The sequence below is a fragment of the Streptomyces sp. NPDC008317 genome (assembly GCF_042955955.1).
Classification (GTDB): domain Bacteria; phylum Actinomycetota; class Actinomycetes; order Streptomycetales; family Streptomycetaceae; genus Actinacidiphila.
In genome coordinates, this window is sequence record NZ_JBIBFQ010000002.1 from 251,217 (window position 1) to 271,069 (window position 19,853).

The following is a 19,853-nucleotide window of genomic DNA, read 5'->3' on the forward strand; positions in this document are numbered from 1 at the left end:
CAATGAGGGGGCGGTGGGTTCCCCGTGTGCGGGGCGCCTCCACCGCCAAGGAGGGTGGTACCGCGGGAGCGCTCGCTCTCGTCCCTTCGACGGAGTACGCACCAGTGTCCGCCGGAGGAAACCACCGATGAGCGACCACCAGACCGCGCAGGGACAGCCGCAGCCGCCGCAGTACCGGCCGGTGCCCGCCCAGGTCGACCTGCCCGCCCTCGAACACGAGGTGCTCGACCTCTGGAGCGAGCGGAAGACCTTCGCCCGTTCCGTCGAGCAGAGCCGCGGACTGCCCGACTGGGTCTTCTACGAGGGCCCGCCGACCGCCAACGGCATGCCCGGCGCCCACCACATCGAGGCCCGCGTCTTCAAGGACGTCTTCCCGCGCTTCAAGACCATGCAGGGCCACCACGTGACCCGCAAGGCCGGCTGGGACTGCCACGGGCTGCCGGTCGAGCTGGCGGTGGAGAAGGAACTGGGCTTCACCACCAAGCAGGACATCGAGGACTACGGCGTCGCGGAGTTCAACGCGAAGTGCCGCGAGTCGGTGACCCGGTACACCGACGCCTTCACCGACCTGACCACGCGCATGGGCTACTGGGTCGACCTCGACAACGCCTACCGGACGATGGACCCGGAGTACGTCCAGTCCGTGTGGTGGTCGCTCAAGCAGATCTTCGACAAGGGCCTGCTGGTCCAGGACTACCGGGTGGCGCCCTGGTGCCCGAAGGACCAGACCGGCCTGTCCGACCACGAACTGGCCCAGGGCTACGAGACGGTCGTCGACCCGTCGGTCTTCGTCCGCTTCCCGCTGACCGGCGGCCCGCTGGCGGGCGAGGCCGCGCTGCTGGTGTGGACGACCACGCCCTGGACGCTGGTCTCCAACACCGCCGTCGCCGCGCACCCCGACGTGACGTACGTCGTCGCCACCGACGGCACCGAGAAGCTGGTCGTCGCCGAGCCGCTGCTCGGCAAGGCGCTGGGCGAGGGCTGGACGGCGACCGGGCAGTCCTTCACCGGCCGCGAGATGGAACGCTGGACGTATCAGCGGCCGTTCGACCTCGTCGAGATCCCGGACGCGCACTATGTGGTGAACGCCGAGTACGTCACCACCGAGGACGGCACGGGCCTGGTCCACCAGTCCCCCGCCTTCGGTGAGGACGACCTCAAGACCTGCCGCGCGTACGGCCTTCCGGTGGTCAACCCGGTGCGCCGCGACGGCACCTTCGAGCCGGACGTGCCCCTGGTCGGCGGGGTCTTCTTCAAGAAGGCCGACGAGGCGCTGGTCGCCGAACTCCAGGCTTCGGGACGGCTGTTCCGGCACCTGCCGTACGAGCACAGCTACCCGCACTGCTGGCGCTGCCACACCGCGCTGCTCTACTACGCGCAGCCGTCCTGGTACATCAGGACCACCGCGGTCAAGGACGCCCTGCTGCGGGAGAACGAGAAGACCAACTGGCACCCGGACTCGGTCAAGCACGGCCGCTTCGGCGACTGGCTGAAGAACAACGTCGACTGGGCGCTGTCGCGCAACCGCTACTGGGGTACGCCGCTGCCGATCTGGCGCTGCGAGGACGGCCATCTGACCTGTGTCGGCTCGCTGGCCGAACTCGGCGAACTGACCGGCACCGACCAGTCCGGGCTCGACCCGCACCGCCCGTACATCGACGCGGTCACCTTCGGCTGCCCGTCCTGCGGCGGCACCGCGACCCGCGTCCCCGAGGTGATCGACGCCTGGTACGACTCGGGTTCGATGCCGTTCGCGCAGTGGGGCTACCCGTTCCACAACAAGGAGGTCTTCGAGCGCACGTACCCGGCGCAGTTCATCGCGGAGGCGATCGACCAGACCCGCGGCTGGTTCTACACGCTGATGGCCATCGGCACGCTCGTCTTCGACAGGTCGAGTTACGAGAACGTGGTCTGCCTCGGCCACATCCTCGCCGAGGACGGCCGCAAGATGTCCAAGCACCTGGGCAACATCCTCCAGCCGATCCCGCTCATGGACCAGCACGGCGCGGACGCGGTGCGCTGGTTCATGGCGGCCGGCGGCTCCCCGTGGGCGGCCCGCCGGGTCGGCCACGGCACGATCCAGGAGGTCGTCCGCAAGACGCTGCTCACGTACTGGAACACGGTCGCCTTCCAGGCGCTGTACGCCCGTACGTCCGGCTGGGCCCCCTCGGCGGTCGACCCGGCCGTCGAGGACCGCCCGCTGCTCGACCGCTGGCTGGTCGGCGAGCGGAACGTGCTGGTGCGCGAGGTGACCGACGCGCTGGAGTCGTACGACACCCAGCGCGCGGGCAAGCTGCTGTCGGCCTTCGTGGACGACCTGTCGAACTGGTACGTGCGCCGTTCGCGGCGCCGCTTCTGGCAGGGCGACCCGGCCGCGCTGCGCACCCTGCACGACGTGGTGGAGACCGTGACGCGGCTGATGGCCCCGCTGGTGCCGTTCATCACCGAACGGGTCTGGCAGGACCTGGTGGTGCCGGTGGTCCCCGGTGCCCCCGACTCCGTCCACCTCTCGTCCTGGCCCGTCGTGGACGAGCGGCACGTCGACCCGGCCCTGTCGGAGCGGATGCTGCTCGTACGGCGGCTGGTCGAGCTGGGCCGTGCCACGCGCGCGGAGTCCGGTGTCAAGACGCGTCAGCCGCTGTCGCGCGCGCTGGTCGCCGCCGCGGGCTTCGAGGGGCTCTCGGCCGAGCTGCGGGCGCAGATCACCGAGGAGTTGAACGTCAGCTCCCTGGCGTCGCTGTCCGAGGTCGGCGGGTCGCTGGTCGACACCACGGCCAAGGCCAACTTCCGCGCGCTGGGCAAGCGTTTCGGCAAGGGCGTCCAGGCCGTGGCGGCCGCGGTCGCCGCCGCCGACGCGGCGGCCCTGTCGGCGGCGCTGCGCGACGGCGGTACGGCCTCGGTGGTCGTGGACGGCGAGGAGGTCGCGCTCGCTCCTGAAGAGGTCATCATCACCGAGACCCCGCGCGAAGGGTGGTCGGTCGCCTCAGACTCCGGCGCCACGGTCGCGCTCGACCTGGAGATCACTCCCGAACTCCGCCTGGCCGGGCTCGCCCGCGACGCCATCCGGCTGATCCAGGAGGCCCGCAAGACCTCCGGCTTCGACGTGGCCGACCGGATCCACGTCCGCTGGGCCACGGCCGAGCCCGACGTCTCGACGGCCCTGTCCGCCCACGCCCCGCTCATCTCCGAGGAGGTCCTGGCGGACAGCTTCACCGACGCGTCGGCCGATGCCTCCTTCGGCCCGGCGTTCACGGAGGAGTCCCTGGCCCTGACCTTCCACCTGCGCAAGAGCTGAGCCCCGTAGGGGGCGAAGTCCCCTACGCACGGTGGTCGTCGCACAGAACAGGGCCGGGCCCCGCGGGGAAAAAGGATTCCCCGGGGGCCCGGCCCTGTGTGGTGCGGGTCCAGCCGACCGCTAGGTCAGTTGTCGTCCTCATCGATCAGGAAACCGCGCATCGGCGTCGGCGCCTGCTGCATCGGCTGCGGCGCCTGCGGCCGTACCGGTGCCATCGGCTGGGTCATGGCAGGAGACATCTGCTGCTGGCCGCCGTACGTCGGGCCGGGGGTGTGACCGCCGCCCATGCCCTGGCCGCCGTAGGACGGCGCGGAGCCCGCGTGTCCCATACCGGCGCCCGCGCCGGCCGGTGCCATGCCGTTGCCCATACCGCCGTTGCCCATGGATCCGCCCATCGAGCCGCCCATGGTGGACGCGGCCGGGAGGGAGGGAGCCGCGGGGGTGGTACGCGGCGGAGCCAGCGAGTCGTCGGCCTGGTTCTCGAGCTGACGGAGCTGGGACTCCAGGTAGGACTTCAGACGCGTGCGGTACTCGCGCTCGAAGCCGCGCAGGTCCTCGACCTTGCGCTCCAACGTGGCGCGGGCGGACTCCAGGGAGCCCATCGCGACGCGGTGCTTCTCCTGGGCGTCCCGCTCAAGAGCGTCCGCCTTGGCGCGGGCGTCCCGCTCCAGGCCCTCGGCGCGGCTGCGGGCCTCGCCGACGATCTTGTTGGCCTCGGAACGCGCTTCCGCGATGGCCTGGTCCGCCGTCTGCTGCGCGAGCGAGAGCACGCGGGCGGCGCTGTCGCCACCGGGTCCCTGCTGCTGCATCGGGTGGTGCTGCTGCTGTTGCTGCTGCATCGGGTGCTGGCCCATGGGGCCGGGTCCCTGCTGCTGCATCGGGTGCTGGCCCATCGGACCAGGCCCCTGCTGCTGCATGGGGTGCCCCATCTGCTGCTGCATCGGGCCGGGCCCGTGCTGCTGCTGGGCGCTGGGGCCCGGCGGCAACTGCGGCATACCGCCCTGCTGCTGCGGCGGACCCATCTGCTGCTGCGGCACCGGCTGCGGACCGGATATGGCAGCGGGCACCGGCCGGTCCTGCTGTTCGGGCTTGCGCATGCCCTGTTGCTGGTTCTGGGCGGCGGCACGGGTGGCCGCGGCCAGTTTGGCGCGCAAGTCCTCGTTTTCGCGGAGCAATCGAGTCAGCTCCGCCTCCACCTCGTCGAGGAAGGCGTCGACCTCATCCTCGTCATAGCCCTCTCGGAGGCGGACGGTCGTGAACTGCTTGTTCCGAACGTCCTCGGGGGTCAGCGGCATCTCTTCACCTCAACGTGATCGTCGACATATCGGGAGCCCGCACCGTTCACATCAAGTTCCCCACGACGGAGATCAGGATGTACACGATGATCATCAATACGAAGAAGGACAGGTCGAGCGCCACGCCCCCGAGACGTAGCGGCGGGATGAACCGCCGCAAGAGCTTGAGTGGCGGATCGGTGACAGTGTAGGTGCCCTCCAGGACCACCACCATCGCCTTCCCAGGGTGCCATGAACGGGCGAACTGGAAGACGTAATCCATCACCAATCGGAAGATCAGCACAAACAGGAAGCAGTACAGCGCGATGTACAGCACCTGGAGTGCGACACTCATCGCGCTTCCCTCTCCCCTGCTCGTCTTCGGCCCGGTGGCCGGGTCCCTGCGGTTGCGTCTCGTTCAGCTCTGGTTGAAGAACCCGCCCTCGGCGATCCGGGCTTTGTCCTCCGCCGTGACATCGACGTTAGCAGGCGACAGGAGGAACACCTTCTGCGTCACCCGCTCGATGCTTCCGTGAAGACCGAAGACCAGGCCGGCGGCGAAGTCGACAAGACGCTTCGCGTCCGTGTCGTCCATCTCCGTCAGATTCATGATCACCGGCGTTCCCTCGCGGAAGTGTTCCCCGATGGTACGGGCTTCGTTGTAGGTCCGGGGGTGCAGTGTCGTGATCCGGTACGGCTCTCGCTCTGACACGACCTTGGGCATGATCACCGGTGCGTTCTTCTCCAGGCTGTGACGTTCGGGTGTGATGGACGCCACGGGGGCGATCCGCGGTTCACGGGGCGCCGGGGCGTGTACGAGACGCGCCGGTTCGTCCTGCGACGACTGGTGCTGGCTCTGTGGTACGTGCTGCGGTACGTGCTGGCTGACCTGCTGCTGACGGCGAGGGGCACGCTCGGGGTCGGCGCTGGCCCGTGCTGCGGGCGGAGCGGCCATCTCGGGCTCGAACTCGTCGTCGGGGTCAAATCCCGGCCCGTCGTATCCGTCGTCCTCCACGAGGCCGAGGTAGACCGCCATCTTGCGCATCGCGCCGGCCATGCTCTGCGTCCTCTCAGCGGGGTTGCGGTCCTCGGCCGCCGCTCGGACGGCCGCCACACCATATTTATGCTGTGGTCCGACTTGTTGGTGACGTTACCCGAGCCCGGGACGGACTCCGAGTACCGCCGTACCGACGCGTACATGTGTCGCTCCGGCCGCAACGGCTTCGTCGAGGTCCTGGCTCATCCCTGCCGAGACCATGGTCGCAGCCGGATGGGTCTCGCGCAGGCCGGATGAGATTTCCATCAACCGATCGAAGGCGGCGCGGGGTTGGCCCGCGTACGCCCCGGCCAGCGGCGCGACGGTCATCAGGCCGTCGAGACGCAGCCCCGGTGCCGCCGCGATCGCGTCGGCGAGCGCGGCGACCGCGTCGGGTGCCACCCCGCCGCGCTCTCCCTGAGCGCCCGACTCCGCGTCCAGGGCGACCTGAACGAGGCACCCGAGCAGCTTTCCCGCGGCGATCGCCGCGGTCGACAGCGCGCCGGCCAGCCGGAGCCGGTCGACCGAGTGCACATGATCAGAGTAACGGACCACTGAACGAGCCTTGTTGGTCTGCAACTGCCCCACAAAATGCCAAGTAAGCGGAAGATCGGCGCACGCCGCCGCCTTGGGCGCGGCGTCCTGGTCGCGGTTCTCCGCCACATGCCGGACGCCGAGGCCGGCCAGCAGCCGGACGTCGCTCGCCGGGTAGGTCTTGGTGACCACGATCAGGGTCACGGCCGCGCGGTCCCGCCCGGCCGCCTCGCAGGCGGCGGTGATCCGCTTCTCGACACGGTCCAGATTCGCGGCGAGTTCCGCGCGCCTGGCGCCGTCCTCGGCCTCGGGGTCGGTCTGATGCTCGGTCACGCGGCGCCGTCCAGCCAGACATAGCCCGCCAGTCGACCGGTGACACCGTCGCGGCGGTAGGAGAAGTGATCGGCGGACTCCAGGGTGCACACACCCGCGCCCGGCCCGTCGGATGATCCGGCGCTCGGCCCGAGGTTCACTCCGGCGCGCGCGAGTTGGGCGCGCACCCCCGAAGCCACGTCGACCGCCGGAGTGCCCCAGCTCGTCTCGGCGTACGCCTCCGGCACCGCCCGGGCGACCTCGTCCCGCATCGCGGCGGGCACTTCATAGCACTTTCCGCACACGGCGGGTCCGAGCAGCGCGGTGATCCGCGCGGGGTCGGCCCCCCGCGCCGTCATCGCCTCGACGGCGGCGGGCACCACACCCGCGACCAGTCCCGGCCGTCCCGCGTGCGCGGCGGCCACGACACCGGCCACCGGGTCGGCGAGCAGTACGGGCACGCAGTCGGCGGTGAGTACGGCGAGCGTGAGGTCGGCGCGGGTGGTGACGAGCGCGTCGACGGCCGGGACCGGCCGGTCGCCCCACGGGGCGTCCACGACGGCGACCTCGCGGCCGTGCACCTGGTTCATCCACACCACCCGGTCGGGGTCGCGGCCGAGATCGGCCGCGGCGCGCTCGCGGTTGGCGCGTACGGCGGCGGGGTCGTCCCCCACCGCGCCGCCGAGGTTGAGGCTGTCGTGCGGAACGGCGCTCACCCCGCCCCACCGGTCGGTGAAGGCGAAGTGCGCGCCGCTCGCTGTCTGGCGGTGCCCTATCACTTCAAGAAGTCGGGTACGTCGAGCTCTTCGGCCGCGGTGTCCTGGTAGGGACGGGCCGGCGGCACGTGCGGGGGCGGGACCGGGGTCGGCGCCTCCGCGACGGGCTCGTTGTCGGAGTCGCGGTCCGACGAGGCGACCGGGACACTGCCGAGGCCGGTGTACGAGGTCGCCGGGCGGGCGGGTTCGGGCTGGCTGGCGATCCGGGCGCCGGAGGCGGGGGTCGTGTCGCGGTATCCGTCGAGCGCCTTGGCGCTGCTCTTGGTGGGCGGCTGGCCCCCGTCGAACCCGGCGGCGATCACGGTGACCCGCACCTCGTCGCCGAGCGCGTCGTCGATGACCGCGCCGAAGATGATGTTGGCCTCGGGGTGGGCCGCCTCGCTGACGAGTTGGGCCGCCTCGTTGATCTCGAACAGGCCGAGGTCGGAGCCGCCGGAGATGGAGAGCAGCACCCCGCGGGCGCCGTCGATGGAGGCTTCGAGCAGCGGCGAGGAGATCGCCATCTCGGCGGCGGCGACCGCACGGTCGTCACCGCGTGCGGAGCCGATGCCCATGAGGGCCGAACCCGCCTCGGACATCACGGACTTCACGTCGGCGAAGTCGAGGTTGATCAGGCCGGGGGTGGTGATCAGGTCGGTGATGCCCTGCACGCCGGAGAGCAGGACCTGGTCGGCCGAGCGGAAGGCGTCGAGCACGCTGACCTGGCGGTCCGAGATGGACAGCAGACGGTCGTTGGGGATGACGATCAGGGTGTCGACGTTCTCCCGCAGCCCCGCGATGCCGTCCTCCGCCTGGTTGGCGCGGCGGCGGCCCTCGAAGGTGAAGGGGCGGGTGACGACCCCGATGGTCAGGGCGCCGAGCGAGCGGGCGATGTTGGCGACGACGGGTGCGCCGCCGGTGCCGGTGCCGCCGCCCTCACCCGCGGTGACGAAGACCATGTCGGCGCCCTTGAGCACCTCTTCGATCTCCTCGCGGTGGTCCTCGGCGGCCTTGCGGCCCACGTCGGGGTTGGCCCCGGCGCCGAGGCCCCGGGTCAGTTCACGGCCGACGTCGAGCTTGACGTCGGCGTCGCTCATCAGGAGGGCCTGCGCATCGGTGTTGATCGCGATGAACTCGACGCCCTTGAGACCGACCTCGATCATCCGGTTGATGGCGTTGACGCCACCGCCGCCGATGCCGACGACCTTGATGACTGCGAGGTAGTTCTGCGGTGCTGCCACGTCGAAGGCCTCTCGCCTCGAGTTACGTATCTTGTGGGACGGTCGGTACGCTCGCCGATGCCGTTCCGAACCCTAACCGTGAGGTTTAGGGTTACCAGTATGCATGTCCCATGTGTTCCTTGGGACGAGACACTAAGTCGACAAGCGGTAGTGGTTCAACGAACACGCCGAACCTACCGTTTTTCTTTTGACCCTATGTGATCACGTCACCGGCTGGTGGGCCAGGGGTCGAATAATGCCATAAGGGGCGTCAACTCCCTGACGCCGCAGGGGCGCTGGGGGCACTCACGTCGTAGTGGGAGGCGTGTGGCTGGACCTTCAGGAGCGCATTGAGCACCGCGGCCTTCCGCGCGCCCTGTTCCGCGCTCCCCCACATCACGCTGCGTCCGCGCGAGAGTTCGACGGTGATGTTGTCGTAGGAACGGACCCGGATCGCGGTCGCCTGGCCGTGCAGCGATTCCGGAAGATCGGCGGCGACCGCAATGGCGGCCCGCAGCAGGCTCTTTGTTCCGAAATGCCGAAGGCTCGGCGACTGATCCGGCGTCAATTGCACGAGCGGTACGCCGCGCGGCGCGGTGTCGACGGTCGCGAATCGCACACCGCCCGGGTCCACTTCGGTGAACTTGTCGCCGCTTTTCAGTACGGCGGAGGCCGTTCGTTCGGTCACTTTCACCCGGACCGTGTGCGGCCACGACCGTTCCACGTCCACATGGTCGATCCGCGGCAGCGCGGTGAGCAGCCGCCTGCGGACCGCGCCGGTGTCCACCGAGGCCAGCGCGCCGCCCAGCGGTACGCCCGCGGCGCGCTCGATCTGCTGCGGCGTCAGCACGTCGTTGCCCGTGACGGTCACGCGCGTGGCGCGGAACCAGGAGGAGCCGTAGACGGCCCAGGTGCCGCCCGCGACGAGGACGGTGAGGACGACCAGTGTGATGATCGCCGTCCGGCGGCTGGGGAGGGTCAGCCGGGGGCGCGGGCGCCGTCCGGCACCGGGCGCCGCCCCGTCCCGGTCGGCGCCGACCGGCTTCGCTTGCGTCCCGGTCACCCCGGTCACCCGGCCTCCCCGCGTCGACGGATGCGGAGCGCCTCCGCGCCCCGCGGGCCCTATCGTGCCAGGCCCGGTCCGCCGCGCCGCGGGACACGCCCTCGGCGCGGCGGCCACCGTCAGCGGCGGCCCGCGGCCACCGCCTCGTACACCATGGCGACCAGCAGGTCGTCCGCGTCGCGGCGGCCGAACTCGGCTGCCGCGCGCGACATGTCGTACAGGCGGTGCGGGTCCGTCAGGACGGGCAGCACGTGTCCCAGCACCCAGTCGGGGGTGAGTTCGGCGTCGTCGACCAGCAGGCCGCCGCCGGCCTTCACCAGCGGCTGGGCGTTGAGCCGCTGTTCGCCGTTGCCGATGGGCAGCGGCACGTAGGCGGCGGGCAGTCCGACCGCGGACAGTTCGGCGACGGTCATGGCACCGGCACGGCAGAGCATCATGTCGGCGGCGGCGTAGGCGAGATCCATCCGGTCGACGTAGGGCACCGGGCGGTACGGCGGCATGCCGGGCATGTTGTCGGACCGCGGGAGTTCGTTCTTGGGGCCGACCGCGTGCAGGATCTGCACGCCGGACTGCTGGAGCCGCGGCGCGACGGTGGCGATCACCTCGTTGAGCCGCCGGGCGCCCTGGGAGCCGCCGGAGACCAGCAGGGTGGGCAGGTTCTGGTCGAGGCCGAACGCGTGCCGGGCCTCGGGGCGGGCGGCGGCCCGGTCGAGGGTGGCGATGGTGCGGCGCAGCGGGATGCCGATGTAGCGGGCGTCGCGCAGCTTGCTCTCGGGGGTGGAGACCGCGACCGCGTGCGCGTACCGCGACCCGATCTTGTTGGCCAGGCCCGGCCGCGCGTTGGCCTCGTGCACGACGATCGGCACGCCGAGCCGCTTGGCGGCCAGGTAGCCGGGCAGCGCCACGTAGCCGCCGAAGCCGACCACGCAGTCCGCCTTGGTGCGTTCCAGGATCTGCTCGGCGGCCTTGATGGTGCCGCGCAGCCGTCCGGGGACGGTGATCAGTTCCGGGGTGGGGCGGCGCGGCAGCGGGACGGCCGGGATGAGCGCCAGTTCATAACCGCGTTCCGGCACCAGCCTGGTCTCCAGGCCCTTCTCGGTGCCGAGGGCCGTGATGCCCACGGTCGGGTCCTGCCTGCGCAGGGCATCGGCGAGCGCGAGCGCAGGCTCGATGTGGCCGGCGGTCCCCCCGCCGGCGAGTACGACATGCACCGAAATTCACCGCTCTCCGGACGGCCGCCTGGTGACGTACCGCCGCATCGTCCGTGTCATTGCCCCGCTGAAAGCACTACGCCCCCGCATGGCCAGGGCCGCTCGCGCTCCGGGCTCGTTTCTCGCGAAGGAGATGAGCAGCCCGATCGCGAACATGGTCGGCAGGATGGCTGAACCTCCGTAGGAGAACAGCGGGAGCGGGACTCCGGCGATCGGCAGCAGGCCGAGCACCGCACCGATGTTGATCACGGCCTGGGCCGTGATCCAGGTGGTCACGCCACCCGCTGCGAACCTGACGAAGGGGTCCTCCGTACGACCGGCCACGCGGATACCCGCGTAGCCTAGTGCCGCGAAGAGGGCGAGTACCGACAGCGTCCCCGCCAGACCCAATTCCTCCCCGGTTACGGCGAAGATGAAGTCGGTGTGCGGCTCCGGGAGTTCACCCCATTTTTCCACACTCGCCCCGAGTCCCGACCCGAACCAGCCACCGGAGGCGAGGGCGTAGATCCCGTGCACGGCCTGCCAGCACTGGTCGTTGGTGCCGGGGTCGGTGGCGGCGATGCAGTGCAGCCGGCCCATCCGGTTGGGGCTGGTGATGACGGCCAGGGCCGCCAGCGCCGCCGCGCCGGACAGCACGCCCGCGAAGAGCCTGGTGGGGGCGCCCGCGAGCCAGAGCATGCCGAAGAGGATCGCGGTGAGGATCATCGTGGTGCCCATGTCGCCGCCGAGCATGATCAGTCCGAGCAGCAGGAACGTCACGGGCACGAGCGGCACCAGCAGGTGCTTCCACTGGATCAGCAGATTCCGGTCGCCCTTGCGGGCGAGCAGGTCGGCACCCCACATCACCAGGGCCAGCTTGCCGAATTCGCTGGGCTGGATCTGGAAAGGGCCGCCGATGGAGATCCAGTTGGTGTTGCCGTTGACCGTCTGCCCTATTCCGGGGACCTGGACCAGGCACATCAGGAAGACGGCGCCGAGCAGCAGCGGGTACGCGAGCGCGCGGTGCAGTCTGACCGGCATCCGGGCGGCGGCGTAGAGCAGCACGGAGCCGAGGGCGACCGCGAGGAGCTGCTTGCGGAAGTAGTACGTGGACGGCAGGCCGTAGCGCAGCGCCTGGATCATCGAGGCGGAGTACACCATCACCAGGCCGAGCACGGTGATCAGCAGGGCCGCGCCGAGGATGACGTAGTACGCCGTCAGCGGGCGGTCCCAGGCGGCGCGTACCCGCTCGGGGAGCCGGGCGGCGCCCCGGAGCGCGCTGCCGCGCTGCCGGGCCGGGTACGTGCTCATACCCGCCCCCCGCGGGGGCGGTGCGCGGGGCGGCGGGGGGACGCAGTGGCCGTCATGGGACCTCCATCGGAGCGAGGGCGCCGCACGACACCTGCGGCTAGGGCTCGTCGCTGTCGCTGTCGGCGGCGCCCAGGCGCCGGACGGCTTCCGCGAACATATCGCCGCGCTCGTTGTAATTGGCGAACATATCCATCGACGCACAGGCCGGTGCCAGCAGAACGGTGTCGCCGGGCTGGGCCCGGTCGCGTGCCACGGCGACGGCGGCGGCCATCGCCCCAGTGTCGGTCCGGCCCAGCTCGACCACCGGGACCTGGGGGGCGTGTCGCGCGAGCGCTTCACGGATCAGGGCGCGGTCGGCGCCGATCAGGACGGCGGCCCGCAGCCGGTCGGCGGACTTGATGACCAGGTCGTCGAAGACCGCGCCCTTGGCGAGGCCGCCGGCGAGCCAGACGATCGACGGGTACGCGGCCAGCGACGCCTCGGCCGCGTGGGTGTTGGTGGCCTTGGAGTCGTCGACCCAGGTGATGCCGTCGCGGGTGGCGACCTCGGCGATGCGGTGCGCGTCCGGGCGGAAGGCCCGCAGGCCCTCGCGTACGGCGGCCGGTTCGACGCCGTAGGCGCGGGCGAGGGCGGCGGCGGCCAGCGCGTTGGCGATGTTGTGCGGGGCCGGCGGGTTGACGTCGGCGGTCTCGGCCAGCTCCTGCGCGCTGTTGACCCGGTCGTCCACGAAGGCGCGGTCGACCAGGATGCCGTCGACCAGGCCGAAGTCGGAGGGCCGGGGCGCGTCGAGGGTGAAGCCGATCGCCCGGCAGCCCTCTTCGACGTCGGCCTCGCGGACCAGCCGCTCGGTCTCCGGGTCGGCGCGGTTGTAGACGCAGGCGACCTGGTTGCCCTGGTAGATCCGGCCCTTGTCGGCGGTGTACGCCGCCATCGAGCCGTGCCAGTCGAGGTGGTCGGGCGCCAGGTTGAGCACGGCGGCGGAGTGCGGGCGGATGCTGGGCGCCCAGTGGAGCTGGTAGCTGGACAGCTCGACGGCGAGGACGTCGTACGGCTCGTCGCCGAGGACCGCGTCCAGCAGGGAGACGCCGATGTTGCCGACGGCCGCGGTGCGCAGGCCCGCCGCGGTGAGGATCGCGGCGAGCATGCGGGTGGTGGTGGTCTTGCCGTTGGTGCCGGTGACCGCGAGCCAGGGGGCCGCGCCGGGTTTCCTGAGCCGCCAGGCCAGTTCGACGTCGCCCCAGATCTCCACGCCCGCCTTGGCGGCGGCCGTGAACAGCGGGCTGCTCGGCTTCCAGCCGGGGGCGGTGACCACGAGTTCGGTGCCCTCGGGCAGGGTCGCGCCGTCACCGAGGCGCACGGTGATGCCGAGCGCCTCCAGTTCGGCCGCCTCGGCCCGCTGCCGCTCGCCCGCGACGCCGTTGACGACGGTGACGCGGGCGCCGAGGGCGTGCAGCGCCTTCGCGGCGGGCACGCCGGAGACGCCGAGCCCGGCGACGGTGACGCGCAGGTCCGTGAAGTCGGGGTTCACGAAGCCCTGCCCGGCGGCGGACGGGGAGGCCGGAGACTCCGGGGACGCCGGGGAGTCGGTCGTCACGACGCGGCCACCCAGCCCGCGTAGAAGATGCCGAGTCCGACGGCCATGCACATGCCCTGGATGATCCAGAATCTGACCACGACCAGGACTTCGCTCCACCCCTTGAGTTCGAAGTGGTGCTGGAGTGGCGCCATCCGGAAGACCCGCTTGCCGGTGAGCCGGAAGGAGCCGACCTGGATGATCACGGACATCGTGATCAGGACGAAGAGGCCGCCGAGGATGGCCAGCAGCATCTCGGTGCGGGAGCAGATCGCGAGGCCCGCGAGCGCGCCGCCCAGGGCCAGGGAGCCGGTGTCGCCCATGAAGATCTTGGCCGGTGAGGTGTTCCACCACAGGAAGCCGAAGCAGGCTCCCATCAGGGCCGCCGCGACCACCGCGAGATCGAGTGGGTCGCGGACCTCGTAACACGCGCCGTTGGCGCTGACCGGGGCGCCGCACCACTGGCCGTACTGCCACACGCCGATGACGGTGTAGGCGGCGAAGACCATGGTGGAGGCGCCGGTGGCCAGGCCGTCGAGGCCGTCGGTGAGGTTCACGCCGTTGGACATCGCCAGGATCATGAACAGCGCCCAGACCACGAAGATCACCGGGCCGATGGACCAGCCGAAGTCGGTGGTGAACGACAGCTTGGTGGAGGCCGGGGTCTGGCCGCGGGAGTCCTTGAAGTTCAGCGCGAGCGCCGCGAAGGCGATGCCGACGATGAGCTGGCCCGACATCTTCGCCTTGGCGCGCAGGCCGAGGCTGCGCTGCTTGACGATCTTGATGTAGTCGTCGAGGAAGCCGACCAGGCCCATACCGGCGAAGAGGAAGAGCACCAGCACGCCGGACATGGTCGGCTTGTCACCGGTGATCAGCTTGGTCGCCGCGTAGGCGATCAGCGTGGCCAGGATGAACGCGATACCGCCCATGGTGGGCGTGCCGCGCTTGCTGTGGTGCGCCTTCGGACCGTCGTCCCGGATCATCTGTCCGTAGCCCTTGCGGGCCAGCAGGCGGATCAACAGCGGTGTGCCGACCAGCGACAGGAAGAGCCCCAGGACGCCGGAGACGAGAATCTGCTTCACAGGGCGGCACCCTCACGGGCCGAGCCGTCGAAGCCGTCGGCTTCGAGCAGCGCCAGGGCGACGGACTCCAGGCCGACCGACCTCGATGCCTTCACCAGTACGACGTCCCCCGGGCGCACTTCGCTGCGCAACAGGTCGATCGCCGCCTCCGCGTCGGACACGTGCACCGACTCCTCACCCCACGAACCCTCGTTATAGGCGCCCATTTGCAGCCAGGCGGCTTCGGTACCGCCCACGGCCACGAGCTTGCTGACGTTGAGCCGGACGGCCAGCCGCCCCACCGCGTCGTGCTCGACGAGTGCTTCCCCGCCGAGTTCGGCCATCTTTCCGAGCACCGCCCACGTGCGCCCCCCGCGCGCCTGTGTGGATCTGCCCATCGCTGCGAGTGTGCGCAGGGCAGCCCTCATGGATTCGGGGTTCGCGTTGTAAGCGTCGTTGACGACCGTCACGCCGTCGGGCCGCTCGGTGACCTCCATGCGCCAGTGCGAGAGCGTGCCGGCCTCGGAGAGCGCGGTGGCGATCTCGTCGACGGGCATGCCCAGTTCACGGGCTACGGCGGTCGCGGCGAGCGCGTTCGACACGTGGTGCTCACCGTACAGGCGCAAGGTCACCTCGGCGCACCCGGTGGGTGTTCGCAGCGTGAAGACGGCCTGACCCCGGTCGTTGAGCCGGACATTCTCGGCGGTCACCTCGACGTCCACGCCGTCGACCGACCTGGCCGACTCGCCGAAGTACACGACGCGCGCCTTGGTACGGGAGGCCATGGCGCGTACCAGCGGGTCGTCGGCGTTGAGTACGGCGATGCCGCCCTCGGCCGCCGCGGGCAGCGCCTCGACCAGCTCGCCCTTGGCCTGGGCGATCTGCTCCCGGCCGCCGAACTCGCCGATGTGCGCGCTGCCGACGTTGAGCACCAGGCCGATCCGCGGCGGGGTCAGTCCGGTCAGGTAGCTGATGTGGCCGATACCGCGGGCGCCCATCTCCAGCACCAGGTGCCGGGTGTGCTCGTCGGCGCTCAGCGCGGTCAGCGGCAGCCCGATCTCGTTGTTCAGCGAGCCCGGTGTCCACACGGTGGGCGCGTGCCGCTCCAGGAGCTGCGCGATGAGGTCCTTGGTGCTGGTCTTGCCCGCGGAGCCGGTCAGCGCCACCACGGTGGCGCCCAGCCGCTCGATGACGTGCTTGGCGAGGGCGCCGAGCGCGGTCTGTACGTCGTCCACGACGATCGCGGGTACGCCGACCGGCCGGGTGGCGAGCACCGCCACGGCGCCCGCCGCGACCACGTCGGCGGCGAAGTCGTGGCCGTCGGCCTTGGCTCCGGCGAACGCCACGAAGAGCGCGCCGGGCACCACCTCGCGGGAGTCCCTGACCACCGGGCCGGTGACACGTACTTCCGTGTCCGGTATGTCGTGCGTGCTCCCGCCGACCGCGCGTGCGACCTCGGCGAGGGTGAGGGGGATCACAGTGCTTGTCGGTCCTTCTCGATCGCGGCGCGCAGCACCTCTCGGTCGTCGAAGGGGCGTACCTCTCCGGCGATGTCCTGGCCCTGTTCATGGCCCTTGCCCGCCACCACCACGATGTCGCCGGGCTCGGCCCGTGCGACGGCGGCGGCGACGGCGGCGGCTCTGTCGGGTTCGACGATGACGTGTCCGCGCTGCTGCGCGGGGACCTCGCACGCGCCGTTCAGCATCGCGGCGAGGATGGCCAGCGGGTCCTCCGACCGCGGGTTGTCGGAGGTCAGTACGGCGGTGTCGGCGAGCCGGGCGACCGCCGCGCCCATCGGCCCGCGCTTGGTGGTGTCGCGGTCGCCGCCGCAGCCGAGCACGGCGTGGATCCGGCCGCGGGTGGTCTTGCGCAGCGCGCGCAGCATCAGCTCCACGGCGTCGGTCTTGTGCGCGTAGTCCACGACCGCCAGATACGGCTGTCCCGCGTCGACCCGCTCCAGGCGGCCGGGGACGCCGGGGACGGCGGCGATGCCGTCGGCGGCGGTCTGCGGGTCGAGGCCCGCGGCGGCCAGCGCGGTGATCGCGGCCAGGGTGTTGGCGACGTTGAAGGGGCCGGGCAGCGGCGCGGTGGCGTCCACCCGCTCGCCCTTGGGGCCGAGCACGGTGAAGGTGCTGCCGTGCAGCCCCGCCTCGACGTCCTCGGCCCGCCAGTCCGCGTCCAGCCGCCCTTCGGCGGAGAAGGTGACCAGCGGCACGGTGGCCTCGCCGACCAGCCTGCGGCCGTACGCGTCGTCCAGGTTGACCACGCCGAGCCGGCTGCGGCGCGGGGTGAAGAGCTGCGCCTTGGCCTGGAAGTAGTCCTCCATGCCCGCGTGGAACTCCATGTGCTCGGGGCTGAGGTTGTTGAAGACGGCCACGTCGAACACCGCCCCGTCGACCCGGCCGAGCACCAGGGCGTGGCTGGAGACCTCCATGACCACCGACTCGACACCGCGTTCGCGCATCACGGCGAAGAGCGCCTGGAGGTCGGTGGCCTCCGGTGTGGTGCGCTCGCTCTTGATCCGGTCGTCGCCGATCCGGGTCTCGACGGTGCCGATGAGGCCGGTGCCGCCGTCGCGCGCGGCGCGCAGGCCGCCCTCGACGAGGTAGGCGGTGGTGGTCTTGCCCGACGTGCCGGTGATCCCGACCCGCAGCAGGCCGTCGCCCGGCTGGTCGTAGACGGCGGCGGCCAGCTCGCCCATCCGGGCCCGCGGGTCGTCCACGGTCAGGACGGGCAGTCCGGTGGCGGCGGCGCGCTCGGTGCCCGCCGGGTCGGTCAGTACGGCGACGGCTCCGGCGGCGGCGGCCTGCGCGGCGAAGTCCGCGCCGTGGAAGCGCGCGCCGGGCAGCGCCGCGTACAGGTCACCGGAGCGGACCGCGCGCGAGTCGTGCGTGATGCCGGTGACCTGCGCGGTGGGGCCGTCCGGCACCCGCGTACCGAGAGGTCCGGTGAGTTCCGCGAGTTCGTGCAGGGTTTTGGGGCGGATACGCGTCGGGCGCGGCGCGCCCGGCTGGGTGAGGGTGGGCTGATCAGCTTTGGGCACGGCGGTGAGGTTACCGGGCTGGCCGGGGTGCGAGCCAAAATTCATGATCACCGCGCCTTGTCCGTGCCGGGCTTCGCGGTGCCGGGCGGCGTCGCGGGCTGGGCCGGGTCGAAGTCGACCGGCAGATGGGGAGCCTTGGTGCCGGACGGCGGGACCTTCAGCGTCTTGAGCGCGAATTCCATGACCTGCTTGAAGACCGGGCCGCAGATGGAGCCGCCGAAGTAGCTGCCCCTGGTCGGGTTCTGGATCACGCAGGAGACCGTGACGTGCGGGTCGTCGGCGGGCGCGAACCCCAGGAACGACGAGGTGTAGCCCTTGTACTTGCCGGTCTCCGGGTCCACCCGGTTGGCCGTACCGGTCTTGCCCGCGACGCGGTATCCGGCGATCCGCGCGTGGAGTCCGGTGCCCTGTTCGTCGCCGACGACCGATTCGAGCATCGTGGAGAGCGTCTTGGCGGTCTGCGCGCTGACCACCCGGGTCTTCTTGGCCGGGTCCGCGGGGACGTAGCGGCCGTCGGGTCCCGTGGTGCCGCGGATCAGCGTGGGCTGGACGCGTACGCCCCCGTTGGCGATCGTCGAGTAGACCGAGGTGGCCTGGAGCGCGTTGACCGACAGGCCCTGGCCGAACGGGATGGTGAACTGCTGGGAGGCGTTCCAGTCCTGCGGCTTGGCCAGGATGCCGGGTGTCTCGCCGGGGAAGCCGATGCCGGTGGGGTCGCCGATGCCGAATTTCTTCAGGTACGAGTAGAGCACCCGGTTGGCCTGCGGCTGGGTCGTGCCGAGCTGCTGGCTGGCCAGGATGGTGCCGATGTTGCTGGACTTGGCCAGGACACCGTTGAGCGTCAGGTACCAGGTGCCGTGGTCGACGTCGTCGTGGAAGACCCGGTCGGCGCGCGGCAGGGTGCCGGGGACGGTGACCCGGGTGTCGGGGGTGGCGGTGCCGGTGTCGAGGATCGCGGCCATCGACATCAGCTTGCTGACGCTGCCGGGCTCGTACGCGTCCTGCATCGCCGCGTTGCCGAGCGCGCGCGGGTCGGCGTGGGCGAGGTCGCCGGGGTCGAAGCCGGGGGCGTCGGCCATGGCCAGCACCTCGCCGGTCCGGGAGTCCTGGACGATCACATAGCCGCGGTCGGCCTTGGACTTCTGCACCTGGGCGGTGATCGCGCTCTGGGCGGCCCACTGGATGTCCCGGTCCAGGGTCAGCTCGACGTCGGAGCCGGGCACGGCGGGGTGTTCCTGGACGCCCGCGGTGGGCACCTGCCGGCCGTCGGACTGGGCGTAGCGGATCTTGCCGTTCTTGCCCGCGAGTTCCTTGTTGAGCATGGATTCGAGGCCGCCGCCGCCCACGCCCTGGCTGTTGACGAAGCCGAGGACGCCCGCGGCCAGGTCGCCGCCGGGGTAGACGCGTTTGGTGTGGGTCTCGCTGAAGACCCCGGCCAGCACGTTGGCGCCCTGTCCCCTGGCGTACGTGGCGGCGAACGCCTTCTTCAGGTCCTTGATCTGGTTCCAGACCTGCGGGGACTGCTGGCGGGCGATCACCTGGTAGCGGGACTTGGGGGTGGCCAGCGCCTTGGCGATGGCCGTCGGGTCGCCGCCGACGATCGGCGCGAGCAGTTCGGCGGCCTGGAGCGGCGCGTCCTTGGTCTTGGTCTGTTCCGGGGTGAACAGATACGGGTCGGCGGTGATGTCGTACGCGTCCACGGTCGTGGCCAGGTCGACGCCGGAGCGGTCGGTGATGGTGCCGCGGTCGGCGGTGACGTCGTGGGTCACCCAGCGGTTCACCGCGGCCTTGGCCGCGTAGGTGGAGGCGTCCACGGCCTGGACCTGGAGCAGCCGGATCACGAAGGCGGCCATCACCAGGGTGAGGGCGACGCCGACCAGTCGCAGCCGGGGCTTGGGCCTGCCGAGCTTGACCAGCCGGGGGCCGCGGGGGGCCCTCGGCGGCGGGGCGGTGCGGCGCGGGCGGGGGGCGGCGGGGCGCTGGCCGAGCCGCTGGCCCGCGCGCTGGGCGGGCCGGGGCGCGGCGCCTTCGGGGCGGGGGCGGCGAATCCGGCCCGCGGGGGCTCCTGCGGCTCCGGCCGCCGCGCCGCCCGCGTTGCCCGCTCCGGACGCGCGGGGGCGGGGCGCGCCGGGGCGCGGGGCGCGGCCCGGCTGCGGTCGTCTCGGCTCGCTCACCGGCCGGCCCTC

At 71.4% G+C, this 19,853-nt stretch carries 15 protein-coding genes; 1 reads left to right on the forward strand and 14 read right to left on the reverse strand.

Going from position 1 to position 19,853, the window contains the following annotated elements:
• Positions 1-127: 127 nt before the first annotated feature.
• Complete coding sequence (gene ileS / locus ACFY9V_RS06200; RefSeq protein ID WP_391159758.1) at positions 128-3,295, forward strand: isoleucine--tRNA ligase; 3,168 nt, start codon at positions 128-130, stop codon at positions 3,293-3,295.
• A gap of 125 nt (positions 3,296-3,420) precedes the next feature.
• Here ileS and ACFY9V_RS06205 read toward each other — a convergent pair whose 3' ends face one another.
• The 14 genes from ACFY9V_RS06205 to ACFY9V_RS06270 form a co-directional block, all read right to left on the reverse strand.
• Positions 3,421-4,590, reverse strand: a complete 1,170-nt coding sequence (locus tag ACFY9V_RS06205) for a DivIVA domain-containing protein (protein WP_391043975.1) — start codon at positions 4,588-4,590, stop codon at positions 3,421-3,423.
• A 46-nt stretch (positions 4,591-4,636) separates the two neighbouring features.
• The gene (locus tag ACFY9V_RS06210; protein WP_355334104.1) at positions 4,637-4,924 is read right to left on the reverse strand and encodes a YggT family protein; all 288 of its coding nucleotides are present in this window, start codon (positions 4,922-4,924) and stop codon (positions 4,637-4,639) included.
• A 63-nt stretch (positions 4,925-4,987) separates the two neighbouring features.
• Positions 4,988-5,626 carry a cell division protein SepF gene (locus tag ACFY9V_RS06215; protein WP_188282131.1) on the reverse strand — a complete coding sequence of 213 codons (639 nt, stop codon included), beginning with the start codon at positions 5,624-5,626 and terminating at the stop codon, positions 4,988-4,990.
• A gap of 93 nt (positions 5,627-5,719) precedes the next feature.
• A complete protein-coding gene (locus ACFY9V_RS06220; protein WP_391159760.1) occupies positions 5,720-6,472 on the reverse strand; it encodes a YggS family pyridoxal phosphate-dependent enzyme in 753 nt (250 codons plus the stop codon).
• The gene (gene pgeF / locus ACFY9V_RS06225) at positions 6,469-7,230 is read right to left on the reverse strand and encodes a peptidoglycan editing factor PgeF (protein ID WP_355334110.1); all 762 of its coding nucleotides are present in this window, start codon (positions 7,228-7,230) and stop codon (positions 6,469-6,471) included. Before pgeF ends, ACFY9V_RS06220 begins: the two co-directional genes overlap by 4 nt.
• The gene (gene ftsZ, locus ACFY9V_RS06230) at positions 7,227-8,447 is read right to left on the reverse strand and encodes a cell division protein FtsZ (RefSeq protein ID WP_355334113.1); all 1,221 of its coding nucleotides are present in this window, start codon (positions 8,445-8,447) and stop codon (positions 7,227-7,229) included. Before ftsZ ends, pgeF begins: the two co-directional genes overlap by 4 nt.
• 250 nt (positions 8,448-8,697) lie before the next feature.
• Positions 8,698-9,489 carry an FtsQ-type POTRA domain-containing protein gene (locus ACFY9V_RS06235; protein WP_391159762.1) on the reverse strand — a complete coding sequence of 264 codons (792 nt, stop codon included), beginning with the start codon at positions 9,487-9,489 and terminating at the stop codon, positions 8,698-8,700.
• 119 nt (positions 9,490-9,608) lie between these two features.
• On the reverse strand, positions 9,609-10,700 hold the full coding sequence (murG, locus tag ACFY9V_RS06240; protein WP_391159764.1) for an undecaprenyldiphospho-muramoylpentapeptide beta-N-acetylglucosaminyltransferase: 1,092 nt from the start codon (positions 10,698-10,700) through the stop codon (positions 9,609-9,611).
• A gap of 6 nt (positions 10,701-10,706) precedes the next feature.
• Positions 10,707-11,990: a putative lipid II flippase FtsW gene (ftsW, locus tag ACFY9V_RS06245; RefSeq protein WP_391159766.1), complete on the reverse strand. Its 1,284-nt coding sequence runs from the start codon at positions 11,988-11,990 to the stop codon at positions 10,707-10,709.
• A gap of 97 nt (positions 11,991-12,087) precedes the next feature.
• A complete protein-coding gene (gene murD / locus ACFY9V_RS06250; protein ID WP_355334707.1) occupies positions 12,088-13,518 on the reverse strand; it encodes a UDP-N-acetylmuramoyl-L-alanine--D-glutamate ligase in 1,431 nt (476 codons plus the stop codon).
• Between the two features lie 62 nt (positions 13,519-13,580).
• On the reverse strand, positions 13,581-14,645 hold the full coding sequence (mraY, locus tag ACFY9V_RS06255; protein ID WP_188282125.1) for a phospho-N-acetylmuramoyl-pentapeptide-transferase: 1,065 nt from the start codon (positions 14,643-14,645) through the stop codon (positions 13,581-13,583).
• Positions 14,642-16,102: a UDP-N-acetylmuramoyl-tripeptide--D-alanyl-D-alanine ligase gene (gene murF / locus ACFY9V_RS06260; RefSeq protein WP_355334122.1), complete on the reverse strand. Its 1,461-nt coding sequence runs from the start codon at positions 16,100-16,102 to the stop codon at positions 14,642-14,644. Before murF ends, mraY begins: the two co-directional genes overlap by 4 nt.
• Complete coding sequence (locus tag ACFY9V_RS06265; RefSeq protein WP_391159768.1) at positions 16,099-17,712, reverse strand: UDP-N-acetylmuramoyl-L-alanyl-D-glutamate--2,6-diaminopimelate ligase; 1,614 nt, start codon at positions 17,710-17,712, stop codon at positions 16,099-16,101. Before ACFY9V_RS06265 ends, murF begins: the two co-directional genes overlap by 4 nt.
• A 2-nt stretch (positions 17,713-17,714) precedes the next feature.
• Positions 17,715-19,841: a penicillin-binding transpeptidase domain-containing protein gene (locus tag ACFY9V_RS06270; RefSeq protein ID WP_391159770.1), complete on the reverse strand. Its 2,127-nt coding sequence runs from the start codon at positions 19,839-19,841 to the stop codon at positions 17,715-17,717.
• Positions 19,842-19,853 lie beyond the last annotated feature (12 nt).